Origin of the sequence: Thalassotalea atypica (genome assembly GCF_030295975.1) — a bacterium.
In the GTDB taxonomy this organism is placed as follows: Bacteria; Pseudomonadota; Gammaproteobacteria; order Enterobacterales; family Alteromonadaceae; genus Thalassotalea_F; species Thalassotalea_F atypica.
Genome location: NZ_AP027364.1, coordinates 3,529,908 through 3,549,798 on the forward strand (window position 1 = coordinate 3,529,908; position 19,891 = coordinate 3,549,798).

The 19,891-nt window shown below is 41.9% G+C and carries 17 protein-coding genes; all 17 read right to left on the reverse strand.

Features of this window, described 5'->3' with window-relative positions; all coding sequences use genetic code 11:
* Positions 1–81 precede the first annotated feature (81 nt).
* The gene (tldD, locus tag QUE03_RS16105) at positions 82–1,521 is read right to left on the reverse strand and encodes a metalloprotease TldD (protein ID WP_286262971.1); all 1,440 of its coding nucleotides are present in this window, start codon (positions 1,519–1,521) and stop codon (positions 82–84) included.
* On the reverse strand, positions 1,518–2,375 hold the full coding sequence (locus tag QUE03_RS16110; RefSeq protein ID WP_286262972.1) for a carbon-nitrogen hydrolase family protein: 858 nt from the start codon (positions 2,373–2,375) through the stop codon (positions 1,518–1,520). The genes tldD and QUE03_RS16110 overlap by 4 nt, the downstream gene beginning before the upstream one ends.
* Positions 2,368–6,321 (reverse strand): YhdP family protein, encoded by a 3,954-nt coding sequence (locus tag QUE03_RS16115; RefSeq protein WP_286262973.1) that lies wholly within the window; start codon positions 6,319–6,321, stop codon positions 2,368–2,370. Before QUE03_RS16115 ends, QUE03_RS16110 begins: the two co-directional genes overlap by 8 nt.
* Positions 6,322–6,353: 32 nt before the next feature.
* Complete coding sequence (gene rng, locus QUE03_RS16120; protein ID WP_286262974.1) at positions 6,354–7,820, reverse strand: ribonuclease G; 1,467 nt, start codon at positions 7,818–7,820, stop codon at positions 6,354–6,356.
* An 8-nt stretch (positions 7,821–7,828) separates the two neighbouring features.
* Positions 7,829–8,413 (reverse strand): Maf family protein, encoded by a 585-nt coding sequence (locus QUE03_RS16125; RefSeq protein WP_286262975.1) that lies wholly within the window; start codon positions 8,411–8,413, stop codon positions 7,829–7,831.
* Position 8,414: 1 nt separating this feature from the next.
* Positions 8,415–8,894 carry a rod shape-determining protein MreD gene (mreD, locus tag QUE03_RS16130; protein ID WP_286262976.1) on the reverse strand — a complete coding sequence of 160 codons (480 nt, stop codon included), beginning with the start codon at positions 8,892–8,894 and terminating at the stop codon, positions 8,415–8,417.
* Positions 8,894–9,757, reverse strand: coding sequence for a rod shape-determining protein MreC (gene mreC / locus QUE03_RS16135; RefSeq protein WP_286262977.1), 864 nt, complete (start codon positions 9,755–9,757; stop codon positions 8,894–8,896). The genes mreD and mreC overlap by 1 nt, the downstream gene beginning before the upstream one ends.
* A gap of 38 nt (positions 9,758–9,795) precedes the next feature.
* The gene (locus tag QUE03_RS16140; RefSeq protein WP_286262978.1) at positions 9,796–10,839 is read right to left on the reverse strand and encodes a rod shape-determining protein; all 1,044 of its coding nucleotides are present in this window, start codon (positions 10,837–10,839) and stop codon (positions 9,796–9,798) included.
* Between the two features lie 250 nt (positions 10,840–11,089).
* Positions 11,090–14,350, reverse strand: coding sequence for a DUF6701 domain-containing protein (locus tag QUE03_RS16145; protein ID WP_286262979.1), 3,261 nt, complete (start codon positions 14,348–14,350; stop codon positions 11,090–11,092).
* Between the two features lie 32 nt (positions 14,351–14,382).
* Positions 14,383–14,814: a hypothetical protein gene (locus QUE03_RS16150; protein ID WP_286262980.1), complete on the reverse strand. Its 432-nt coding sequence runs from the start codon at positions 14,812–14,814 to the stop codon at positions 14,383–14,385.
* A gap of 52 nt (positions 14,815–14,866) precedes the next feature.
* A complete protein-coding gene (locus QUE03_RS16155) occupies positions 14,867–15,679 on the reverse strand; it encodes a PilW family protein (RefSeq protein WP_286262981.1) in 813 nt (270 codons plus the stop codon).
* The gene (locus QUE03_RS16160) at positions 15,679–16,254 is read right to left on the reverse strand and encodes a type II secretion system protein (RefSeq protein ID WP_286262982.1); all 576 of its coding nucleotides are present in this window, start codon (positions 16,252–16,254) and stop codon (positions 15,679–15,681) included. The genes QUE03_RS16155 and QUE03_RS16160 overlap by 1 nt, the downstream gene beginning before the upstream one ends.
* Positions 16,244–16,747 carry a prepilin-type N-terminal cleavage/methylation domain-containing protein gene (locus QUE03_RS16165; RefSeq protein ID WP_286262983.1) on the reverse strand — a complete coding sequence of 168 codons (504 nt, stop codon included), beginning with the start codon at positions 16,745–16,747 and terminating at the stop codon, positions 16,244–16,246. Before QUE03_RS16165 ends, QUE03_RS16160 begins: the two co-directional genes overlap by 11 nt.
* Before the next feature lie 149 nt (positions 16,748–16,896).
* The gene (locus QUE03_RS16170; protein WP_286262985.1) at positions 16,897–17,400 is read right to left on the reverse strand and encodes a type II secretion system protein; all 504 of its coding nucleotides are present in this window, start codon (positions 17,398–17,400) and stop codon (positions 16,897–16,899) included.
* Between the two features lie 21 nt (positions 17,401–17,421).
* A complete protein-coding gene (locus QUE03_RS16175; RefSeq protein ID WP_286262986.1) occupies positions 17,422–18,048 on the reverse strand; it encodes a type II secretion system protein in 627 nt (208 codons plus the stop codon).
* Positions 18,049–18,155: 107 nt separating this feature from the next.
* Positions 18,156–18,638, reverse strand: coding sequence for a hypothetical protein (locus QUE03_RS16180; RefSeq protein WP_286262987.1), 483 nt, complete (start codon positions 18,636–18,638; stop codon positions 18,156–18,158).
* A complete protein-coding gene (locus QUE03_RS16185; protein ID WP_286262988.1) occupies positions 18,639–19,886 on the reverse strand; it encodes a type II secretion system F family protein in 1,248 nt (415 codons plus the stop codon).
* Positions 19,887–19,891: the final 5 nt, after the last annotated feature.

The following is a 19,891-nucleotide window of genomic DNA, read 5'->3' on the forward strand; positions in this document are numbered from 1 at the left end:
CTGCAAAAATCTAAAAAGCGGCACAAAATGCGCCGCTCATTTTTTAATTCAGGGTATCTTGTTAATGACTAAAACAACATGTTATTGCGTACCGCCTATGGTCATTTCATCGATTTTTAGCGTCGGTTGGCCGACACCTACTGGTACACTTTGCCCGTCTTTCCCGCACACACCAACACCGGCGTCCAATGCTAAGTCATTACCAACCATAGAGACATTTTGCATCGCTTCTGGGCCACTACCAATTAAGGTAGCATTCTTCACTGGAGCGGTAATTTGACCATCTTCAATGAGGTAAGCTTCAGCAGTAGTAAAGACGAATTTACCTGACGTTATATCAACCTGACCACCGGCAAAGTTAGGCGCATAAATACCGTTTTTCACCGACTTAATAATATCTTCTGGGCTTGATTCACCGGCCAACATATAGGTATTCGTCATGCGCGGCATTGGTAAATGAGCGTAGGATTCTCGGCGACCATTACCCGTTGGTTTAACGCCCATTAATTTAGCATTATGCTTGTCTTGCATGTACCCTTTTAGAATACCTTTCTCGATCAATACATTATATTGAGCAGGCGTACCCTCGTCATCGATATTAACGGAGCCACGGCGATGTGCCATGGTGCCATCATCAACAATAGTACACAGCTCAGAGGTGACTTGCTGCCCTACTTTACCTGAGAAGGCTGATGAGCCCTTGCGATTGAAGTCGCCTTCTAATCCGTGCCCTACTGCTTCGTGCAATAGCACCCCTGGCCAGCCTGCACCTAAAACAACAGGAAGCGCTCCTGCAGGTGCATCGATCGCTTCTAGGTTTACGATAGCTTGTCGTACCGCTTCTTCTGCATAATGAAAATAGCGTGCTTTATCACCTTGAGGTTCAAAGAAGTAGCCATAGTCGGTGCGAGCGCCGCCCCCCGAAGAGCCACGTTCACGTTTACCGTTACTTTCGACTAACACAGAGCAATTGAGCCTCACCAACGGTCGAATATCTGTGGCAAAGGTGCCGTCACTTGCCGCCACCAGTACTTTTTCATATACACCAGATAAGCTGACGATCACTTGGCTTACTCGTTGATCTGATGCGCGAGCATGTGCTTCTACTTCATGTAACAGTGCTATTTTCTTCTCTTGGCTTAAACTTGCCAGAGGATCTACCCCGGTGTAAATTTCAGGACTCGATGTTGCTTTGAACGCCTGCACTTTGCCGTCATGGCCTGCTAAGGCTATGCCTTTTGCAGCATCAGCCGATTTATTCAATGCCAGTGCTGAAATATCATCGGAGTATGCGAAGCCGGTTTTTTCTCCCGAAATAGCCCGAATACCGACACCGCGCTCAATGTTGTATGAACCTTCCTTGACGATGCCATCTTCAAGCATCCAAGATTCGTGACGACTTGCTTGGAAATATAAATCGGCTAAATCAATATTGTGTTGACATATGTTTGCCAACGTATCTGACAATGCAGTTCGATCTAATTGACTATCAGCTAAGAGCTCTTGCTCGACTATGTTCATCTTTTCATCTCTATTTGAAATTGATTATGCTTTGCTACAGGAATACTGCTGCGCGCATGAGCTATTTTTTCTCTGTTAAAAGGAACGGATACTATTCCTTCTTCTTGTGTTAGTTCTGCTAAGATCTCGCCCCAAGGGCTAATAATCATGCTATGCCCCCATGTTTCTCTACCATTGGCGTGCACACCTTCTTGCCCCGCAGCTAATATATACACTTGATTTTCAATTGCTCTGGCTTGTAACAAAGCTTGCCAATGCGCTTGCCCTGTGACCTTAGTAAAGGCTGCTGGAACGGTAATTATATCGACGCCTTGATTGGTCAAGCTGCGATACAACTCTGGAAAACGCAGATCATAACAAATTGACAAGCCTAGTTTGGCAAATGGCAGAGACGCAGTAACTATGCGCTGTCCCGCCTGAGTATACTTGGACTCAAGGTAATTCTTTTCATTATCATCTACCACGACATCAAACAAATGGATTTTAGCGTAATCTGCAAGTACTTCTCCTTGTGGAGAAATAACAAGACTTGAATTGGTGAATTTATCCGTTTGTCTTTTGCATAAAACAGGAATACTGCCAGCTACTAGGTACACCTGATATTTGATGGCAATAGTTGCTAGCTTTTTAACTAAAGCATTCTGCGCTATCAAGTCTTGTGCGCTGCTTTTAGCAAGTAATAATTGCTCATGGTCATTGCCGCCAAAAAACAGGCAACACTCTGGCAAAACAACAAGATGGTTTGGGTCACATAAACCTGTCTTGTTAACACCGCTAAGTATTTGCTCAATTGTCGCTAAATTTTTATTAACGTCAGGCACAGAGCAAAGCTGAATAACCGATAACTTAGCCATCTTTTTTATCCTTGGGCAACTGCGGGATAGATTTATTCACGTCACTGTTTTCGAGAGAGTTTTGTTCTTGGCTATTCTCAACAAATTGTGGCGGGGTTGAGCGGCCAACACTGACATCACGACTCTTGCGGTTGACTTCTTTTAAATTAGGATCGGTAATAGTACCTGTTAGTTCAAAGTTAAATTCTGATACCACTTTCGATGTAAACACTTCATCGATAGCAACACCTGCTAAGAAAGTATACGGGTTTAAAGTCGCAATCCACGCTAATACTGGCAAACTTGAGGTTAGGTTGGGCTTATACGACATGCGATAATCTAATACACCTTGAGTTAATTCCGTGTTTCCTTTTACACTTAAGTCACCCGCCGCCCCTTTCATGCGCATATTGTCAGTATATAAAGTTCCTTGATTAATATTCACATCAGCCTTGATGCTACTGTAGAACATACCGTCACTAAAGATATCTCTGAAATCAAAAGTCAGTTTTCTCACCAGTGATTGCAAACTCAGTATTGAAAATATTCTCGCGCCCTTATCACTTACATCAGCAAGGTAACCATCATCAAGATTAACCTTAACATCACCATTGAGCTGAGCGAGTGCAAACTCATGAGGACCACTTGCCCAGTTAACATCAAACTCGGTTTTCAGGCCACTGTCTCTAATGACCGATGCGTATCCTAACCGTTCAACTTCTTGTTCTATATCTTTAACTGACAATATCCCATTAACTTTTGTTTGGGATGTCCCATCTGCTTGATATTGCCAGCTACCATCAAGTTGTACCTTAGTTCCACCGCGTTTGGTTTTAAAATTATTGAGTGTGATTAACTGAGCATTTTCACGTTTAATATCAAAGGAAACTTCACCGAAATCAATCTTACCGACCTGACAACTATCACATTGCACTCGCATTGGCGGTAGCCCCATGAATAGCTCACGTGTTTCTTGTTCAGTAAACACAATAGTCTGCGTAGAGTTTTCGTCTGATTTTTCCTCTGCCACCGTTAATGGTGACTCAGCATCATCGGCTACGGCAATTTTAATAAAATCTGCATCAACATCAATCCCTTGTACTTTTAAGTCCGGATAAAACTTGATCTCTGATCGCGCTTCTTTCGCGTTGACATGTAATAACCACCAGTTTGACTGATCAACAAGGTTAAAAGATACATTGGTAAACTTTTGATCCAAAAACTGCACATTGGCGACATTTCCACGTATCCGATCAGGCGTATCAACCAAGGAGCTACCACCTGATTGCTCTGGCACACTTGCCAATATATCAGTAATGAGTGGCTCCCACTGTGCCAAATCCGCATACTCTAGTTTAGTGGTAATATGAAAACCATCCATCGGCAGTAACATTTGCTCATTACCAAGTACTAGGTGAGAACGATTTAGCTGAACATTTTCATGATCTAGCACGCCGTAAAATGTTAACTGTTCGCCTAAGCGAATATTAATTGTCGATTGATTACGTTGCCCTTCGACATTGGCAACGAGGTTCATGTGATCTGTGTCTTTTTTATAGTATGGCTCAGGAAGGTCTAAGGCAATGCCTGCTAATTGAGACTCAATATCCAAATCATAGGAAAAACCACCACTATGGTGCATATTCAGTGACAATAAGCCTTGCCATGGCAAATTTCCCGCAATATATGATTGCAAAGAGGAAGGTACTAAAGAGCGCCAGTGTTGATCAGACCAATCGGCGTTAATATTAATATCTGTTTGATAATGGTGTTGTTCATCTTTGGCATTTACCTCTAGTGCCAACGGCATACCTAGCCATTCAAGTGCTATATCTTGGGTCCGAATAACATCGTTTTCAAAAAATAAATCGCCATTAACTTTTGAAAAATCCATACGCGGTGTATTGAGTTGCAACTCATTATCAACAAATTTGATATGACCACTCGCAACGACTTGCTCTACATTGTTTAGCGGAAGTAAGAGGTTAAAATCGCCAGAGACCGGCTTCGAAACAACAAGCTCAGATAAAGTTTCACCTACTGAGTCACGCAATGGACTTGCTTGCATTAAGGTAGTGATATTCTCAGGAACTTCTCTGATGATATCTGCATCGATTACAAGTAATTGCTCACCAGACAAATCATTTATACCGGCGGTAACCCCTTCAGTGTTCAATCCGGCAAGGCGTCCCTCTCGAGCCGTAATCAACATACTGTTATTGGTAAAATTAAGGTTTGCGGCCAAGTTACTAATGGCAGGCCATTCAGGATCAAATGAAAATTTTGCGTCGACTAATTCTGCGTTGACAGTAAATATGCCTTCCTGATCATTAAATGGAAAAGCACCAAAAGGGCCATTAAATAACACTTGGCCTTGACTAACTTGGCCGGCAATAATTGCCTCGTTGAGGTAACCAACTAAATCTTCTCCCATTAACAAATGCGGATAAAATATCGCTGCTTGCTCAGCATCCCCACGAAGAACATTAGCCAATAAAGACATCGAAGGCTCACCTTCGGTTGGAATGTTGACGCTAAGATCAGCACTTAATGCTAACGCCTCAGAATCTAATGCAATATCAAAGGCATTAAAAGTGAAATTGTTCTTTGTCCAAAACCCATCAAAGCCACTGGACAGTTTATTAAACGGTATCGGTTGTAAAAAGTGTTTATCAAAATCAAGCGCGGAATCTGTCGTACTTAAGTGGCCTGAGAAACGATTTCCGCTAAGCGCAACATCGCCCTTTAAATGCTCAATACCCGGAATGCCTTCGCTAAAATTAACGCTTACGTTTTCAAACGACATCACAAGTTGATGTTCTTGATTTTGAAAGCGCCAATAAAAATCTCGTACTTGTCCTGATGGGGCGAGTTTACCAAATAATGATGAAGGCCCCATATCATCGATAAACAATGGTGCCACTTTTGCAAGCCCTGCTAAATCTAATTGCGAAACATATAGCGCGAGGTTCGAACCAAAGTTAAGGTAGGTATCTACCTCAAACAGCTCCCAGCTGTGTTCATTTACGGCAATATTAAGCGGAGAAGATTGAATAGAATATTCGCCAGTCGCGAGTTCGGATATTACGATGTCGCCGCCATTGAGATTAAATGATTGAGGTTGCTCGTTAGTTAGCCAAGTGACTTCGCTATCACCAAGTTCTAATTGAATTTGATGCACTTGACCCGAGCTAACTTTGCCCCAAGCATTAAAGTTAATATTTGACGCTGTATTTTCATGTTCAACAACTAAGGTGCGATCTATCCAAGGTGTGATATCCCAGTTATTGGCAGATAGGTATATATCTCCAGCGAGATCGTTAAACTCCTGTCCCGTTAAGTCGACAAGTAATTTTAGCTTATCGGTTGTAACACCTTCGAAAACAACATCGCCACTACCTTGATGGCGACTCCCTGTATTTAGCCAATTTAATTGCCCTAGAGTGAATTCTTTGTCTACGCCACTTTCACGCAAAGTAATATGGCTATTCGCAATTGAAAAGCGGTTTAGCTGAGAGAGAAACAAATCAGCAATACCATCAACCAACTGAGATTGATCAGAGACTATCGCGTTTGAGCTGCTCTCTAGCAATTGGTCAATATTTGCAAATACATAAGCATCATCAAGCGTTAAGTCTGCGGTAACTAATTTTTGCAGGCGTAAACTTGCCCAAAAATCAACGTTTAAATTCAGTTGACCTAAGGTTGCTTTTAGCGATGGGGTATTTATCAAATCAACATGCTGAGCGATCAAAATAGGGCCTGATTTCTGCCACCCCATGGTGAGCGAGCCTATTTTAATATCAGTTTGATAGCTGTCATTAATGTAGTTTTGTAGATCAACACGATAATGGTGAGCGTAAGGCAGGAACAGTCGCATCGCGCTAATTAGCACGGCGAAAGTTACCAATAAAATCGCTATCGATTTATATATCCGATTTAGCCAACGATTTAATATATTAGACACGCTCAAATTAGTTACTCTTTACTTGCTCTTTACTACATCATGACTACGTCAAATTGTTCTTGATTATACATGGGTTCTGTTTGCACTTTAATCTGTTTGCCAATAAAGACTTCAAGCTCGGCTAGATGGTGATACTCATCATCAATCAATGATTCACTGACTGGAATTGACGCATAAACAATAAATTGATCGGCATCATAAGCCCTGTTCACTCGGACAATTTCCCGTAATATTTCAAAGCTGACCGTTTCAACCGTTTTCAATTGGCCTCGGCCTTTACATGCAGCACACTCTCCACAAAGAATATGCTCTAAACTCTCTCGGGTTCGTTTACGGGTCATTTCAACCAAACCCAGTGAGGAAAAGCCATGAATACTGAACTTCACTTTGTCTTTAGCCATCGCCACTTCTAAACTGTGTAATACGCGACGTTTGTGTTCTTCACTTTCCATATCGATAAAATCAATGATGATAATACCGCCCAAATTTCGCAGGCGTAATTGCCTTGCAATCGCTTGAGTCGCTTCAACATTAGTGCTGAAAATGGTTTCTTCTAAGTTGCGGTGACCAACAAAGGCGCCCGTATTAATATCTATGGTGGTCATGGCTTCTGTTTGATCAACAATAAGGTAACCACCAGATTTCAATTCAATTTTTCTATCTAACGCACGTTGTACTTCAGCTTCAACGTCAAACATATCAAAAATAGGTCGCTCTCCTGGGTAGTACTCAAGCACTTTACCCAGCTCAGGAACAAACTCTGCAGTAAACTCTTCTAATTCTTGGTACGCCAATTTAGAATCAATACGAATACGCTCAAGATCAGTACCAAAAAAATCACGAATAACACGAAACGCTAGAGATAAATCTTGATAAATCGGTGCTTTTGTTTGTTTTCGTTGTTTTCGCTCAAGCACTTTAGTCCAAAGTCGCCTTAAGAACTCAGCATCATGCTTTAGTTCGACTTCCCCTGCTCCATCGGCGGCTGTTCGAACAATAAAACCATGATCATCATCACAGTAAGGCGTCACGATATTTTTTAATCGAACTCGTTCTGCAACATCTTCTATTCTCTGCGAAATACCGGCATGGCTTGCATTGGGCATCAGCACTAGATAACGAGATGCAATAGTGATATCTGTGGTCAGTCTTGCGCCTTTTGTACCGAGCGGGTCTTTGACCACCTGTACCACGATATTTTGTCCTTCATGGACCAGACTTCGAATATCAGGCACTTGCTCAGGTTCGTTACTCTCTTGATTGGTCATCAGCCGAGTATGAATATCTGAGGCATGCAAAAATGCGGCTTTTTCTAGATTAATATCGACAAACGCTGCTTGCATCCCTGGCAGAACGCGAATGATTTTACCTAGGTAGATATTGCCCACTAAACCTCTTTTAGACTCACGCTCAACATGCATTTCTTGCAGGACACCATTTTCGATTAACGCAACACGTGTTTCGCTCGGAGTTACGTTGATCAATAATTCACCACTCATATTCGCTCCTACTTCGATTGCGTTAAAGGGTTTGCTATACCCATTGCCGATAATAACTGCGTTGTTTCATATAACGGTAGACCAACTACTGAGGAATAACTACCTTTGATCTCAGAGACAAACTGCCCGCCAATTCCCTGTATGCCATAGCTTCCTGCTTTGTCATGCGGCTCACCGGTTTGCCAATAATTTAAAATCTCTGTTTCTGTAAGTGACTTAAATGATACATCGGTAATAATGACCATAACCTGAACGGCTCCAGACTTTACTGCGGCAATGGCGGTAAATACTTGATGAGTATCACCAGAAAGCATCTTAAGCATGTCGTAACATGCCTGATAGGACTCAGGCTTTCCCAACATCATATTATGCATGACCACGGTAGTGTCACTGCCTAACACGACACAATTGTCATCGTACTGCTTGGCAACATGTTGCGCCTTTTCAATCGCCAAACGAGAGACATATTCAGCAGGTAATTCAGTACCTTGAACAGTCTCATCAATATCAGCGGGACAACACGTAAATTGATAGCCCATTTGAGCTAACAGCTCTTTTCTACGAGGAGATTGCGAGGCAAGAATAAGGGTCATATTAAGTTATCTTAAATTGTCGACGTATCTTTCTCAGCAACAAAAATACCCATGGCCAAAGAATCACAGAGGTTGCCACTGGGTATAGATAACTGGGCAAGAACACGGCATCAGTTAAAAAACGTTGCATCCAAAAAACCAAAAGGTGATAAAGCGCTGCTAATACGCCGACAATAATTGCCTGTTGCCACACTGAAAAATTTCTGATTTTTTGATAATTGGCTGCCGCAATGTATACACACAAGGCCATTGCCGCCGCATGAACACCAAGCGTAGAGCCTAACAACACGTCAAGGAAAAAACCGGTGATCCACGCAGAGGTAACATTCACTCGGTTAGGTAAGGCAATGCTCCAATACACTAAAACCACTAAGGCCCAATCAGGCCTAAAGGCATCAACACCAAGCGGCATTGGCATGATACTAGCGATAAGAGCCAGCAATAAGCTCAGTAAGATAATAATTCCATTATTAGCCAACATTATTGTTGTTCCTTAACGGCTTTAGGGGCAAACATACTCGCTGGTTTTTCTGGCCATAATAATAACAAGTATCGCAACCGATCAATTTTAGCAATCGGCGTGGATCTAACTCGAGCAAAAGGACGACTTTCGTCTTTGAGTACAATGGATACCGTAGAGACAGGGTACCCTTCAGGATATTTCCCACCTAAACCGGAAGTAACCAGCACATCCCCCGATTGGATATCAGCACTATGCGGCACATGTGCATGGGTGATACGATCAATTCGACCACTACCCGATGCCACTAATCTAATGCCGTTTCGTTTAATTCTAACCGGTACCGCATGGGTTACGTCAGTTATTAGGATCACGCGACTAGTGGTTGTACCGACTAATAGCACCTGTCCGACAATACCTTGATCGTCAATCACCGGCTGACCTTCATAAACGCCGTCATTTGCACCACGATTAATCAGGATTTGATGAGTGTACGGATCGCTATCCACCGATAATATTTCCGCCACCATCTTTTTGATGTCGGAACGTAATGGTGACGACAGTAAAGACCGCAACCGTTGGTTTTCTTGCTTTATGATATCAAGCTGCATAATTTGCTCTTGGTATCGTAATTCGTTCATTTTCAGCGCTTGATTTTCTGTCAGCAGTTCGGTTCGCGACACTAAGTTTTCTGTGGTCCAGCGCATGACTTGTTTAGGTGTGTTGGCCAAATATTGCATAGGGCTAACAATGGATTGTAAATAGCCGCGAAGCGTTTCAAAGCTGGCCAATTTATGATCGAAAAAAATAAAGAGCGCAGACAATAACAACACCAATGCAAGTCGATGTTGTGGTGAGGGGCCATGTTTAAATATTGGATTCATATAAAGAAAAAGCGCTAGCTGAGCTAGCGCGATTTAGATTATTCGTACGAGAACAAGTCGCCGCCATGCATGTCAATCATTTCGATGGCCTTACCACCACCTCGTGCCACACAGGTTAGCGGGTCTTCTGCAACAACGACTGGAATCCCGGTTTCTTCCATTAATAGTCGATCAAGATCTTTAAGTAATGCACCACCACCGGTTAACACCATGCCGCGCTCCGAAATATCAGAGGCCAATTCAGGTGGCGATTGCTCTAACGCAACCATAATTGCACTGACAATACCGGTTAATGGCTCTTGCAATGCTTCTAAGATTTCGTTGCTATTTAGAGTAAAGCTGCGCGGAACACCTTCAGCTAGGTTTCTGCCTCTTACTTCAATTTCAATAAGCTCTTCACCAGGATACGCAGAACCAATTTCATGTTTAATGCGTTCTGCCGTCGCTTCACCAATTAAACTACCGAAATTGCGACGCACGTAGTTGATAATAGCTTCCTCAAACTTATCACCACCGATACGTACTGATGAAGAATACACCACACCATTAAGTGAGATAATACCTACTTCAGTAGTACCACCACCAATATCAACGACCATCGAACCTGTTGCTTCTGATACAGGTAAGCCTGCACCAATTGCTGCCGCCATTGGTTCATCTATTAAATAAACTTCTCGAGCACCTGCACCCAATGCAGATTCGCGAATTGCTCGGCGTTCTACTTGTGTTGAACCACAAGGTACACAAACTAAAACACGAGGACTTGGTCTTAAGAAGTTATTACTGTGCACTTGTTTAATGAAATGCTGAAGCATTTTTTCTGTCACGAAGAAGTTAGCGATAACACCGTCTTTCATGGGGCGAATAGCCTCAATATTTCCCGGTGTTCTACCAAGCATTTGCTTGGCAGCAATACCTACCGCAGCAACACTTTTTGAACCACCAGCTCTATCCTGACGGATGGCCACAACAGAAGGCTCGTTCAAAACAATGCCTTGGTCTTTAACATAAATCAGTGTATTTGCTGTTCCCAGATCGATTGATAAATCGTTGGAAAACATGCCGCGTAATTTCTTAAACATATCTACGAAATGCCCTTTAACTGTCGCAGGTTCGCGTGGAAACTGGTTAACTATTACTTGTTGTTTTAACAGACAACAAAATTTTATTCTATGATCGGATTATCATACCGCAGTATTGAAAAGATATGTGCACACTTTCTAAAAAATTTTGTTTAATTTAGAGGTTTTTTCGCTTTAACGATAAAATTGGCTAATAAATCGACATTTCATTGCTATTTAGCAACACTTTTTCGATAAACAAACCCTTTCATTAATTACTTTCACGCCAATAGATAATACGATCATTACCTCTAAACTGGCCAAAAGTGGCAATAGCGCCTGCATTATTATCGTGAGTCCCGTTTTCATCCCAATCGAAAAGCAACCAGGCAGGTGTTGTATACTCAACACCAATTTGTCCTTGAGATGCAGAACGTAGGTCTAACCCTTTAAACTCACCTAATTCCATGGTGCCAGCATTACCAACCACGTTAACATCTAAGTCGTCAAGCCCTTCACCAATATCAGATAAAGACAATAAGTTGCCAACATTGGTGATAGCAGTACAATTGTCGTTAACATTGGTAGTAAACGTTTGGGTTAACGGATTAACTAAGTACTCTGTTTTGAAATGCTGTGCCAAATCTGATGTTTCTGGGCCATAACTGTTCTCAAGCATCAAACGCCCAAATCGTACCTGAACGCCCGTTCTGATTTCGATATGTTCATAAGGAAGCGGCGCGACCATCACACTGGTATCGACCGCAATGCCGTCAGCATCAATGATTTGGTCAATATCCAAATCAAACTCTGCTGTAAATGGCGCAAGGAAAGTGTCGTTATTATGAGTATAAACGAAATGATCATCATCACTTAAGGTGTATTCAACACCACCAGTTAAATGGCTAAATGCATTGGAGGTATCTATATCTAGAGGATTGTTAGCGGTAATGGCTAAAGCAGCACCTTTGATATCTTGCACCGGCGGCGTTATCACGACATCGTTTGGCTCTAAACGCATAAAACTGTCACCACCCGCCCCAGTAGCCGCAATGATATAGTTTTTTGTCAGATCACCGTCTTGGTTAAAAGCCAATATTTCTATTTTCGGTGGATTGGCACTCGAATATCGAATCGCACCTATTTCAGTCGGTAATTGATTGACATTTAACTGTCCTGAATACGCCCAATCTCGCTCACCACATGTGCCAACTAAGCTATCGTCGCGAGTGACGAGTTCACCGTGACTAATAACAGATTGCGTTAAATAAGCCGGGGTAAACCTTCCAACGGTTATCGCATCAGCTTCAACATGAAAGCCTGTTTGATTGCCATAGTTATTATCTCTGACGTCAAGTTCCAGAACGCCGACTTCAGAATATTTAGCACCGGTGAAACTTGAAACCCCGCCAGTACTATTTCCAGGAACAAACGCGGTAAAATTAACATCGGAAAAAGTGGTAGCTAACGTATCTCTTTTAGACTCGCCAGTCGCATAGGTAAAATCACCGTCCTCTGTACCAACATTCACAGGTGCGACTCTTTTCACCGATAATTGGCTTTGGCTCGGTACATAGTTAGTGGTTAAGCCTCCGGATTGGTTAAGAGCTTTAATAATAAAAGCAAACGGCTCAGCGGCTTTATGTGTTGCACCCGTAGTGAACAGGCTATTGTTTATTGGCGTGCCTCCATTAGGGTTCAGAGTAATGGTCTCAAGCGTTAGCTGATAAGGCCTGACCCAAAACGCATTTGAATCACCTTCAAGGGTAAACCCCGGCTGAAGTGGCAGGTTTGGAGGCTGCACATAACGCGCCGACAAATTAATTTGCCCAGCATCAAAATAATTCCCGGTAATTAATGCTTCACCTTGTGAGTTAAAATTTAAACTTACACCAGTAAAATTATTAGGTGCAGCCAATAAGAGGTTTTTATCAATCGGTACGTTATCAACAGTAAAATCGTTTAACGTTGCTGTATCACTTGGATTGAGGTAAGTCATTGCCAAATCAATTGTTTTAGTTTCATTGGCGAATAACGCTTGACAGGTTCCGTTGCCATTATCTTCTAGAGAAGAGAGTTTCACGTCACTAAACGCTTCACCAGAAACTTGGTTAGCAATATTGCTAAAAACAAAGCCAACATTAGAGAAATCAACAGAACAATCAGCAGAGCCATCGCTACTATCACTACAAATAAAGTCCCCAGACAATGAGAGCGTTGCTGGCGTTACAGTGTCACTATAATTAAAACTTACGCCTGAGCTAACCCCATTATTTAGGGTGACCGTTTGCGCGCCACCACCGTTAACCATTAACGTAACATCGGTATTTATACTGGTATTAACACTTGAACAAGTTGCATCACTACAAGCAACAATTTCCACAGGCTCTGGTGCACACGTTAGCCCTTTACCATCATGACGAATTTGAAAATTAGTTACGACCTCCGAACAGTCATAACTTATTTGTATATCATCAATATAAAAGCCTGATACCGCGCCAGCACCATCGGCTAAGAACCTAATTTGTGTATTACTCGAAATATACGGAGTTAAATCGATCGTTTGCGCTGTTGCCGTAAAATTTGTCGAGAAAAAAGAATATTGTTGAACAAAAAACCAAGTAATCCCGCCATCATTAGACGCCCAAAGGCGAACTAAAGGAGTACCTGATGAGTAACCTGTTCGATAGTTAAATGTTAACGTCGCAGATGATGCTGTACTTAAATCTACTTCCCTAGCAACACCAATGTTGCTATACGTTTGAGCGCCACCTCCGCTTGGAACACCTAAACGCAAACAATTACCTGAAGAGCAGTTATCATTACGTACTCTAGCAATACCTGAACTTGGGCCATCAGCTTCACCAATTTCTTGCCAGCTTCCAATCCAATCTATAGAGCCATCATTTTGACTGTAAGAAATATTGTTAAAATTATCTGCAACTGTACATTCGCCAGGGCCAACGCCTGAGCTGACCACATCCAATTTCACGTAGTCTGTATAAAGTATATTTGGACGATTCCCTGTTCTCTTGTCATTTGACGCAACCAATATTGTGACTTGATTATTTGCGGCACCACCAATGTACTGCGAAATATTACTCGTAATGCTTCCTTCTAAGTTAACGACAGATGAGGTATCACCTGAATCATCAAGTTTAGTATAGTTAGCGGTAGTGTAATTCCAAAGATAAAGTTCAGCACCATCGGTTCTTGGGTTATGTGCATTCTGTCCCGCACCATTCCAAAGAATATCAAGTTGCGTTACATCAGTTTCTACTTCATCAATTTCAAAAACGTAACGTTGAATTGCAATTCTTCCGTTTTGACTAACAGAATATGAATCATAAGAGCTATCATCTCGTGCAATGGCATTATATTCAGAATTCGAGTGCTGAGAAGACGGAGTCGTAGCATTTGATGGCGGGAAGGAGTTGGCATCTATTTGGCCATCATACGCAAATGCATTAATACCAGGTGAACGCACATCAAAATCATAAGTAACCGTTGCAGCATTTACAGTGATGCTCATAGCGAGCAACATAAACAAAGCTAAGCACTTCTTCACTTCAAGCTCCTCGCTTCTACAACGATAGTTCGTGACGTTTTGTTGGCTCCGTCTATTTGACACTCACCCACGCTACTTAGTTGATAATAAACCACTGCATCTTGCTTAAAATTGCTACAGGTTAACTGAGTGACGGTGCAGTTTCTCAAGCCTTCAACATTCGCTAAGCTGGGCTTGTAATCCACCAGAGTGACGGTAGCCGCTGGCGCAGCTCCATCCACCAATGTTGAAGTACTGCCCCCATTGCAACGCAATGCATCTGCCCCTAACGGAAATATCTCAGCCATTTTTGCTTGTAAGCCAGTATTGGCAATATTATAAGCACGGGTACCGAGCACTTCATAGGCAATGGTTTCTGCACTAGAAGATAACATCCTTACTAAGGCGACGCCCAGCATCAACATCACCACCATTATGAATACCGCCATCACTAGCACGCTTCCTTTCTGTGATTGTTGAAACTTTATGTGAAGATTAATTTTAAGGGACATTCATCACCTGGATTTCGTTATTTAAGGTAATACGCTCATCACCTCGTTCAAACCTAAATTCAGCCGTTAAAATTGCATTTCGAACTCGCGTTGCCAGACCAATTTTAAACGGAAAGTAATTTTGTGCAGGGGCGTCAATATTTTTAACTTCAAGAAAGTTAGCCATCAAGACACCACTATCCGAAGGAATGCCACTATTAAAATCAGTTTTCTCGTGTCTTGTTAACTCCCCTGCGCTGACACAGTAACTGATCGGGTAATCAACAAAATAGATACGCTCAGTTGGTGATTCTTGAGCGAAATGTATGGCAGCACCTCTCAATGTTAAGTCCCAAACATTGGTACCGTTATCTGGCAACGAGTTGATTGCAATAGGAGATGCAGGCTCACCATCATATAAGTCATCGGGTTGAATAGGGTACACTACTGCAAACAAGTCAGTTGAAAAATTACTGCGGTCAAATCTAACCACTTTGGCTACAGAGCTTTTAGGCTCTGGCGCTACAGGAATATCTTGATAGATGGTACTGGCCAATGCAGGAATAAATTCAACACATTGTTTAGTGTTTGTGGCATTGGTGGTAATTATTAAACTGTTAGGCAGTGCGGCCCTGATTTCTCGGTTAAGGCGCTCAACTGCGAAACGTGCTGAGCTAATCAACTCATCACGATCAGTGGCATCAACATAGATTTGTGTGCCAAACTTCATAAAGCTACCAAGACCAACAGAAATCACGCCCAGTAAGACTATGACGGTGACCATTTCCAACAAAGTAAAACCCTTTTCTCGTTTAAGGCCCATTAGAAATTCGCCTTATAGCTGGAAAAAACTATTTCGTCTTTGCTGGGTGAGGTTACCGTGATCGTAATAAGCTTGGCGACTTGGAGTGCATCTGCAGTACCATCATAATTGCCATCATAAACAACATCAACATTGACAGAGAATCCTTGGTAGTGATTTCCTAACGCAACACCCTCTGCATTTTCTATGAACTCGCCACTCTTGCTCCAGTTATTGTAATCATCAACATCATCGAAATCCGCGCGACTTCCTTCATCAGCATCAGGCCCGAAAGAGCCAGAAACAGTACAAGGATTAGCTGCGCCGCTCGGTAGGTCTTCATCGCAACGATTTTGGCCACCAACTCGGTCAGAATTTTCATCAAACGAGCGACCGATGATTTCATTCATCAACGATTGTGCGAGCTCTGCTGCTCGAATTTGTTGCAGCTGATTCGCACTTTGGCTTGCCGTTGGCAAAATCAGGCTAGTGATCACGCTCAGTGAAAGGGCAAAGACAACGATACCAATGATAATTTCAACCAATGTAAAGCCTTTATTTCTTTGGTAACTTTGAGTGAAAGGTTTAGCCCGCATGAATAAAGCCCTCTGACTCAATAATGACTAACAACTCTTCACTACCAGTAATTCTAATTTCACATTTACCACTGCAACCGACAGGACGACCTAATTTGTCGAAACTAAAAGGTACGCTGCCGGTTTTCATTGAAAAAGTGACACTATGGTTTGATTGCACTTTGATTTCTAAGACATCTTCAATGTCTTGCCCATAATCACTGGAAAAATTAAAGGCACCTGTGTTTACATCACAGGATGACGGCTCACCAAAATGCTTATCATTAAGAGCTACACAGCGAGAGCTTTCTTCCTGCATAGCACGCAATTGAATAGCACGAAGTTTAGTAATGATTTCACCGCGATAGCTATATTCTTCAAAGCCTTTAGAGTCCATGAATCGTGGCAGTACAGTGACAGACAATACGCCAATAATGATGATCACAACAATAAGCTCTAATAAGGTAAAGCCTTGTTGTATTTTCTTCATAGGATGAACTGAGAACTTTATCATTTTGTACACTAACCAACCGCGTCAGAACTATCACTTTGATTAGTATACGTTATCTTTTTATCGATGTTTAATCCAGTATTGAATGCCGGTAACGGTTACTGAAAGAAGTGTAAAAAAAAGAGCGCTTAGCGCTCTTTTATATAAGAAAATTAACAGCCCTTTACCACTATCGTAGGAGGAGTAATGACTTGTGGAGGGCCAGCAACAGAAGTAGCTTGTGCGAACGATGCAAAACATTCTGTTGGTGCAGTAGTCAACTCTGTGCCATCAACATAAGAAGTTACGTATACTTTGTTTGATACTGTACTGATTGTGAATTCAGTAGCCTCATCTAAATCCAATAATGCTTTCCACGTATCTGTTCCGTCATCATCTGCTGAAGAAGGGTAGCCATATACTATTTCTAAATCACTATTATTGACCTCTACTGTAGTTGAGCCCGTTGTATCATTACCAGCAATCAATGATTTGCTGTGAACCAACGTAGAAGCACTTTGCATAGAAGCTTTAATTGCTTGGAATGTAGCTGTTCTTGCATCGTCCTGTAGGTCAATAAATTTAGGTGCAGCAGTTGCCGCTAAAATACCTAAAATAACAATGACCACGACTAATTCAATTAGTGTAAAACCTTTTTGTGTATTCATACGATTCATATATACCACTCTCTACGTTTATTAATTATTGTTGATATAGACTACAACAGAACTGTTTGAAGGGTCGTAAGTGAACAGATTACCTGTACCTGTTGACCCCGTTGGATCTAAAAATTGATTCGCTGCATTTTTATTCAAAGACTCTCTTAGATAAAACGCACAAACATTGTTACCTGCATTGCCACCAGCGGCTGTATCCGCTAGATAATCAATTGATAAATTAGCATTATTTAAATCCGCAACATTCGATGAAATTGAAGGCGGTTGAGTAAATATCGACTGCCATAAATCAATACATAAAGCGTTGGTCATCGCCGCTGTACCAACAACGCCATTAGCACCGTTAGTACCCGAAATACCAACAGGGTAACCCGGCCTAATATTGGCGGTCTCATCAGTAAGTGCTAACGTAGTACCATCATAACTGACAATATTACGTGTACCGTCATCTGGTCGCCCTTCGGCTTCCCATTGCGCTCTCACCAGTGAAACACCGGTCGCAAAACCACCAGCCATGCCTTCAATATTCGCTTGCTTGGCTTGATCGGTTAAATCGATAAATTTAGGAATTGCCGTTACCGCTAAAAAGCCTAGGATAACAACGACAATAACCAGTTCAATTAATGTAAAACCAGACTGCTCTTTCATAACTTCCTCATCAAACACGCCAATTAAATATATTTTAGCAGGTAATTTTTGCAAAAGTCACAGAAAACGTGACAAAGTGACACTATTATTACATGTAAATCATATTATTACATTATCACTTTACCATTACGGCTATGGTAATCGAAAGAGAGATTTTCACCAGAGCCATACCGGCAAACTCGCTCTTCAATCTTGTTATTATGTTCTATTTCTATCACTGATACCGGCTCATTCATGAATATCAATGGTATTTCCATCGCCAGATCCCAAATATCGTGACATGGCGTTGATGAGTCTTCTGCATCTATCCAACCAGCACCGTTAACAGTGATCAAACTATTTTGCTCATCGTTTAAAGTTGCAAGCCTCACCACTCGTGGTTGTTTATCCATTAGCCACTGCCCATGAACTATTTGAACTTGGGCTGAAAACGTTTGGGCAAGCGATTCAAATGCCGCTTTATTAAGATGTTCTTCTTGTTTAAAAAAAAAGTTCATAAACACCGAAGCCATTACGCCTATCATTACCACTATGATCAGCACTTCCACCATTGAGCGCTCTTTTCTTTCAACAATTTGGCGCGTAGACATTTAGTTTCCTTGAAATGCTGAAGCCATATCCCACATTGGTGTAAATATGCCTAACGCTAAAACCAAAACCATGCCCGCTACAACGACCAGCAAAATAGGCTCGATGCGCGCGGTTAGTGTACTTAAATCGTAGTCGACTTCACGCTCGTAATAATCACCCACTTCTTCAAGTAGTTCGTCTACCCGCCCGGTCTCTTCACCAACCGCTATCATCTGCAATACGAGTGAGGTAAATAGTTCACTCGACACAGCAGTTCGAAGCAAGCTATCACCACCTTCAATACCTGAGCGAATCGTTAGAATTTTGTCACGCATGTAGTCATTATCAACGGCATCAGCAACTAAGGATAGTCCAGTGGTCATTGGAACACCTGCTCTTAACACAATAGAAAAACTATGAGTAAATCGAGACAAAATTGAGCGTTCAATGACACTACCAACAACAGGTAATTTCAGCTTTCGCTTATCCCACATAAACTTACCTTTTTCCGTACGCAGATAATATCGGACACCGAAAATAATCAATAAAGTACCAATCAACAGATAAGGCCAATAATCTAAGAAAAACTCCGAGCTATTGATAAGAATTTTGGTTGCTAGCGGTAGGTCGGCACCTAGCTTTGCAAACATATTGGCAAAGGTTGGAATAACAAAGATATTGAGAATGACAATCGCGACAAGAATCGCCGAAATAACGAAACTTGGGTAACGCATTGCCGCTTTTATCCGTTTACGCGTCTCTTGTTCTCGCTCAAAATATGTCGCTAATTTTAAAAAAGAATTATCAAGCTGTCCGGTATTTTCACCGACATGAATAATCGCGACGAATAATGGAGAAAATACTTTAGGGTGCTGGTTTAGTGCAGTAGAAAGAGCATAGCCACCTTCAAGTTGGGTGGTAATTTCAGACAGCACTTCACGTAATTTAGGGGATGTTGTCGATTCAGCTAAACCATTGATAGCACGAAGGATGGGGACACCTGAGCGCATTAGTGCGTACATTTGCCGACACAGTACAATGAGATCATCAAGCGCTATTGGCGAGAATCCCAGTAATTCGCCAATATCAATATTCGCAGAGCCAACCCCATCAACTGATTTAGCACTGCTTTTGGTTTGCTCAATAGAAATAGGAATGACCTGTTGGCGTGATAACTGCTCTGCTACTGCAGCAGAATTCGCCGCTTCAATGACACCCTTAATTTGTGCTCCTTGAGCGTTTCGGCCAATATATTTAAAAGCTGCCATCGAAT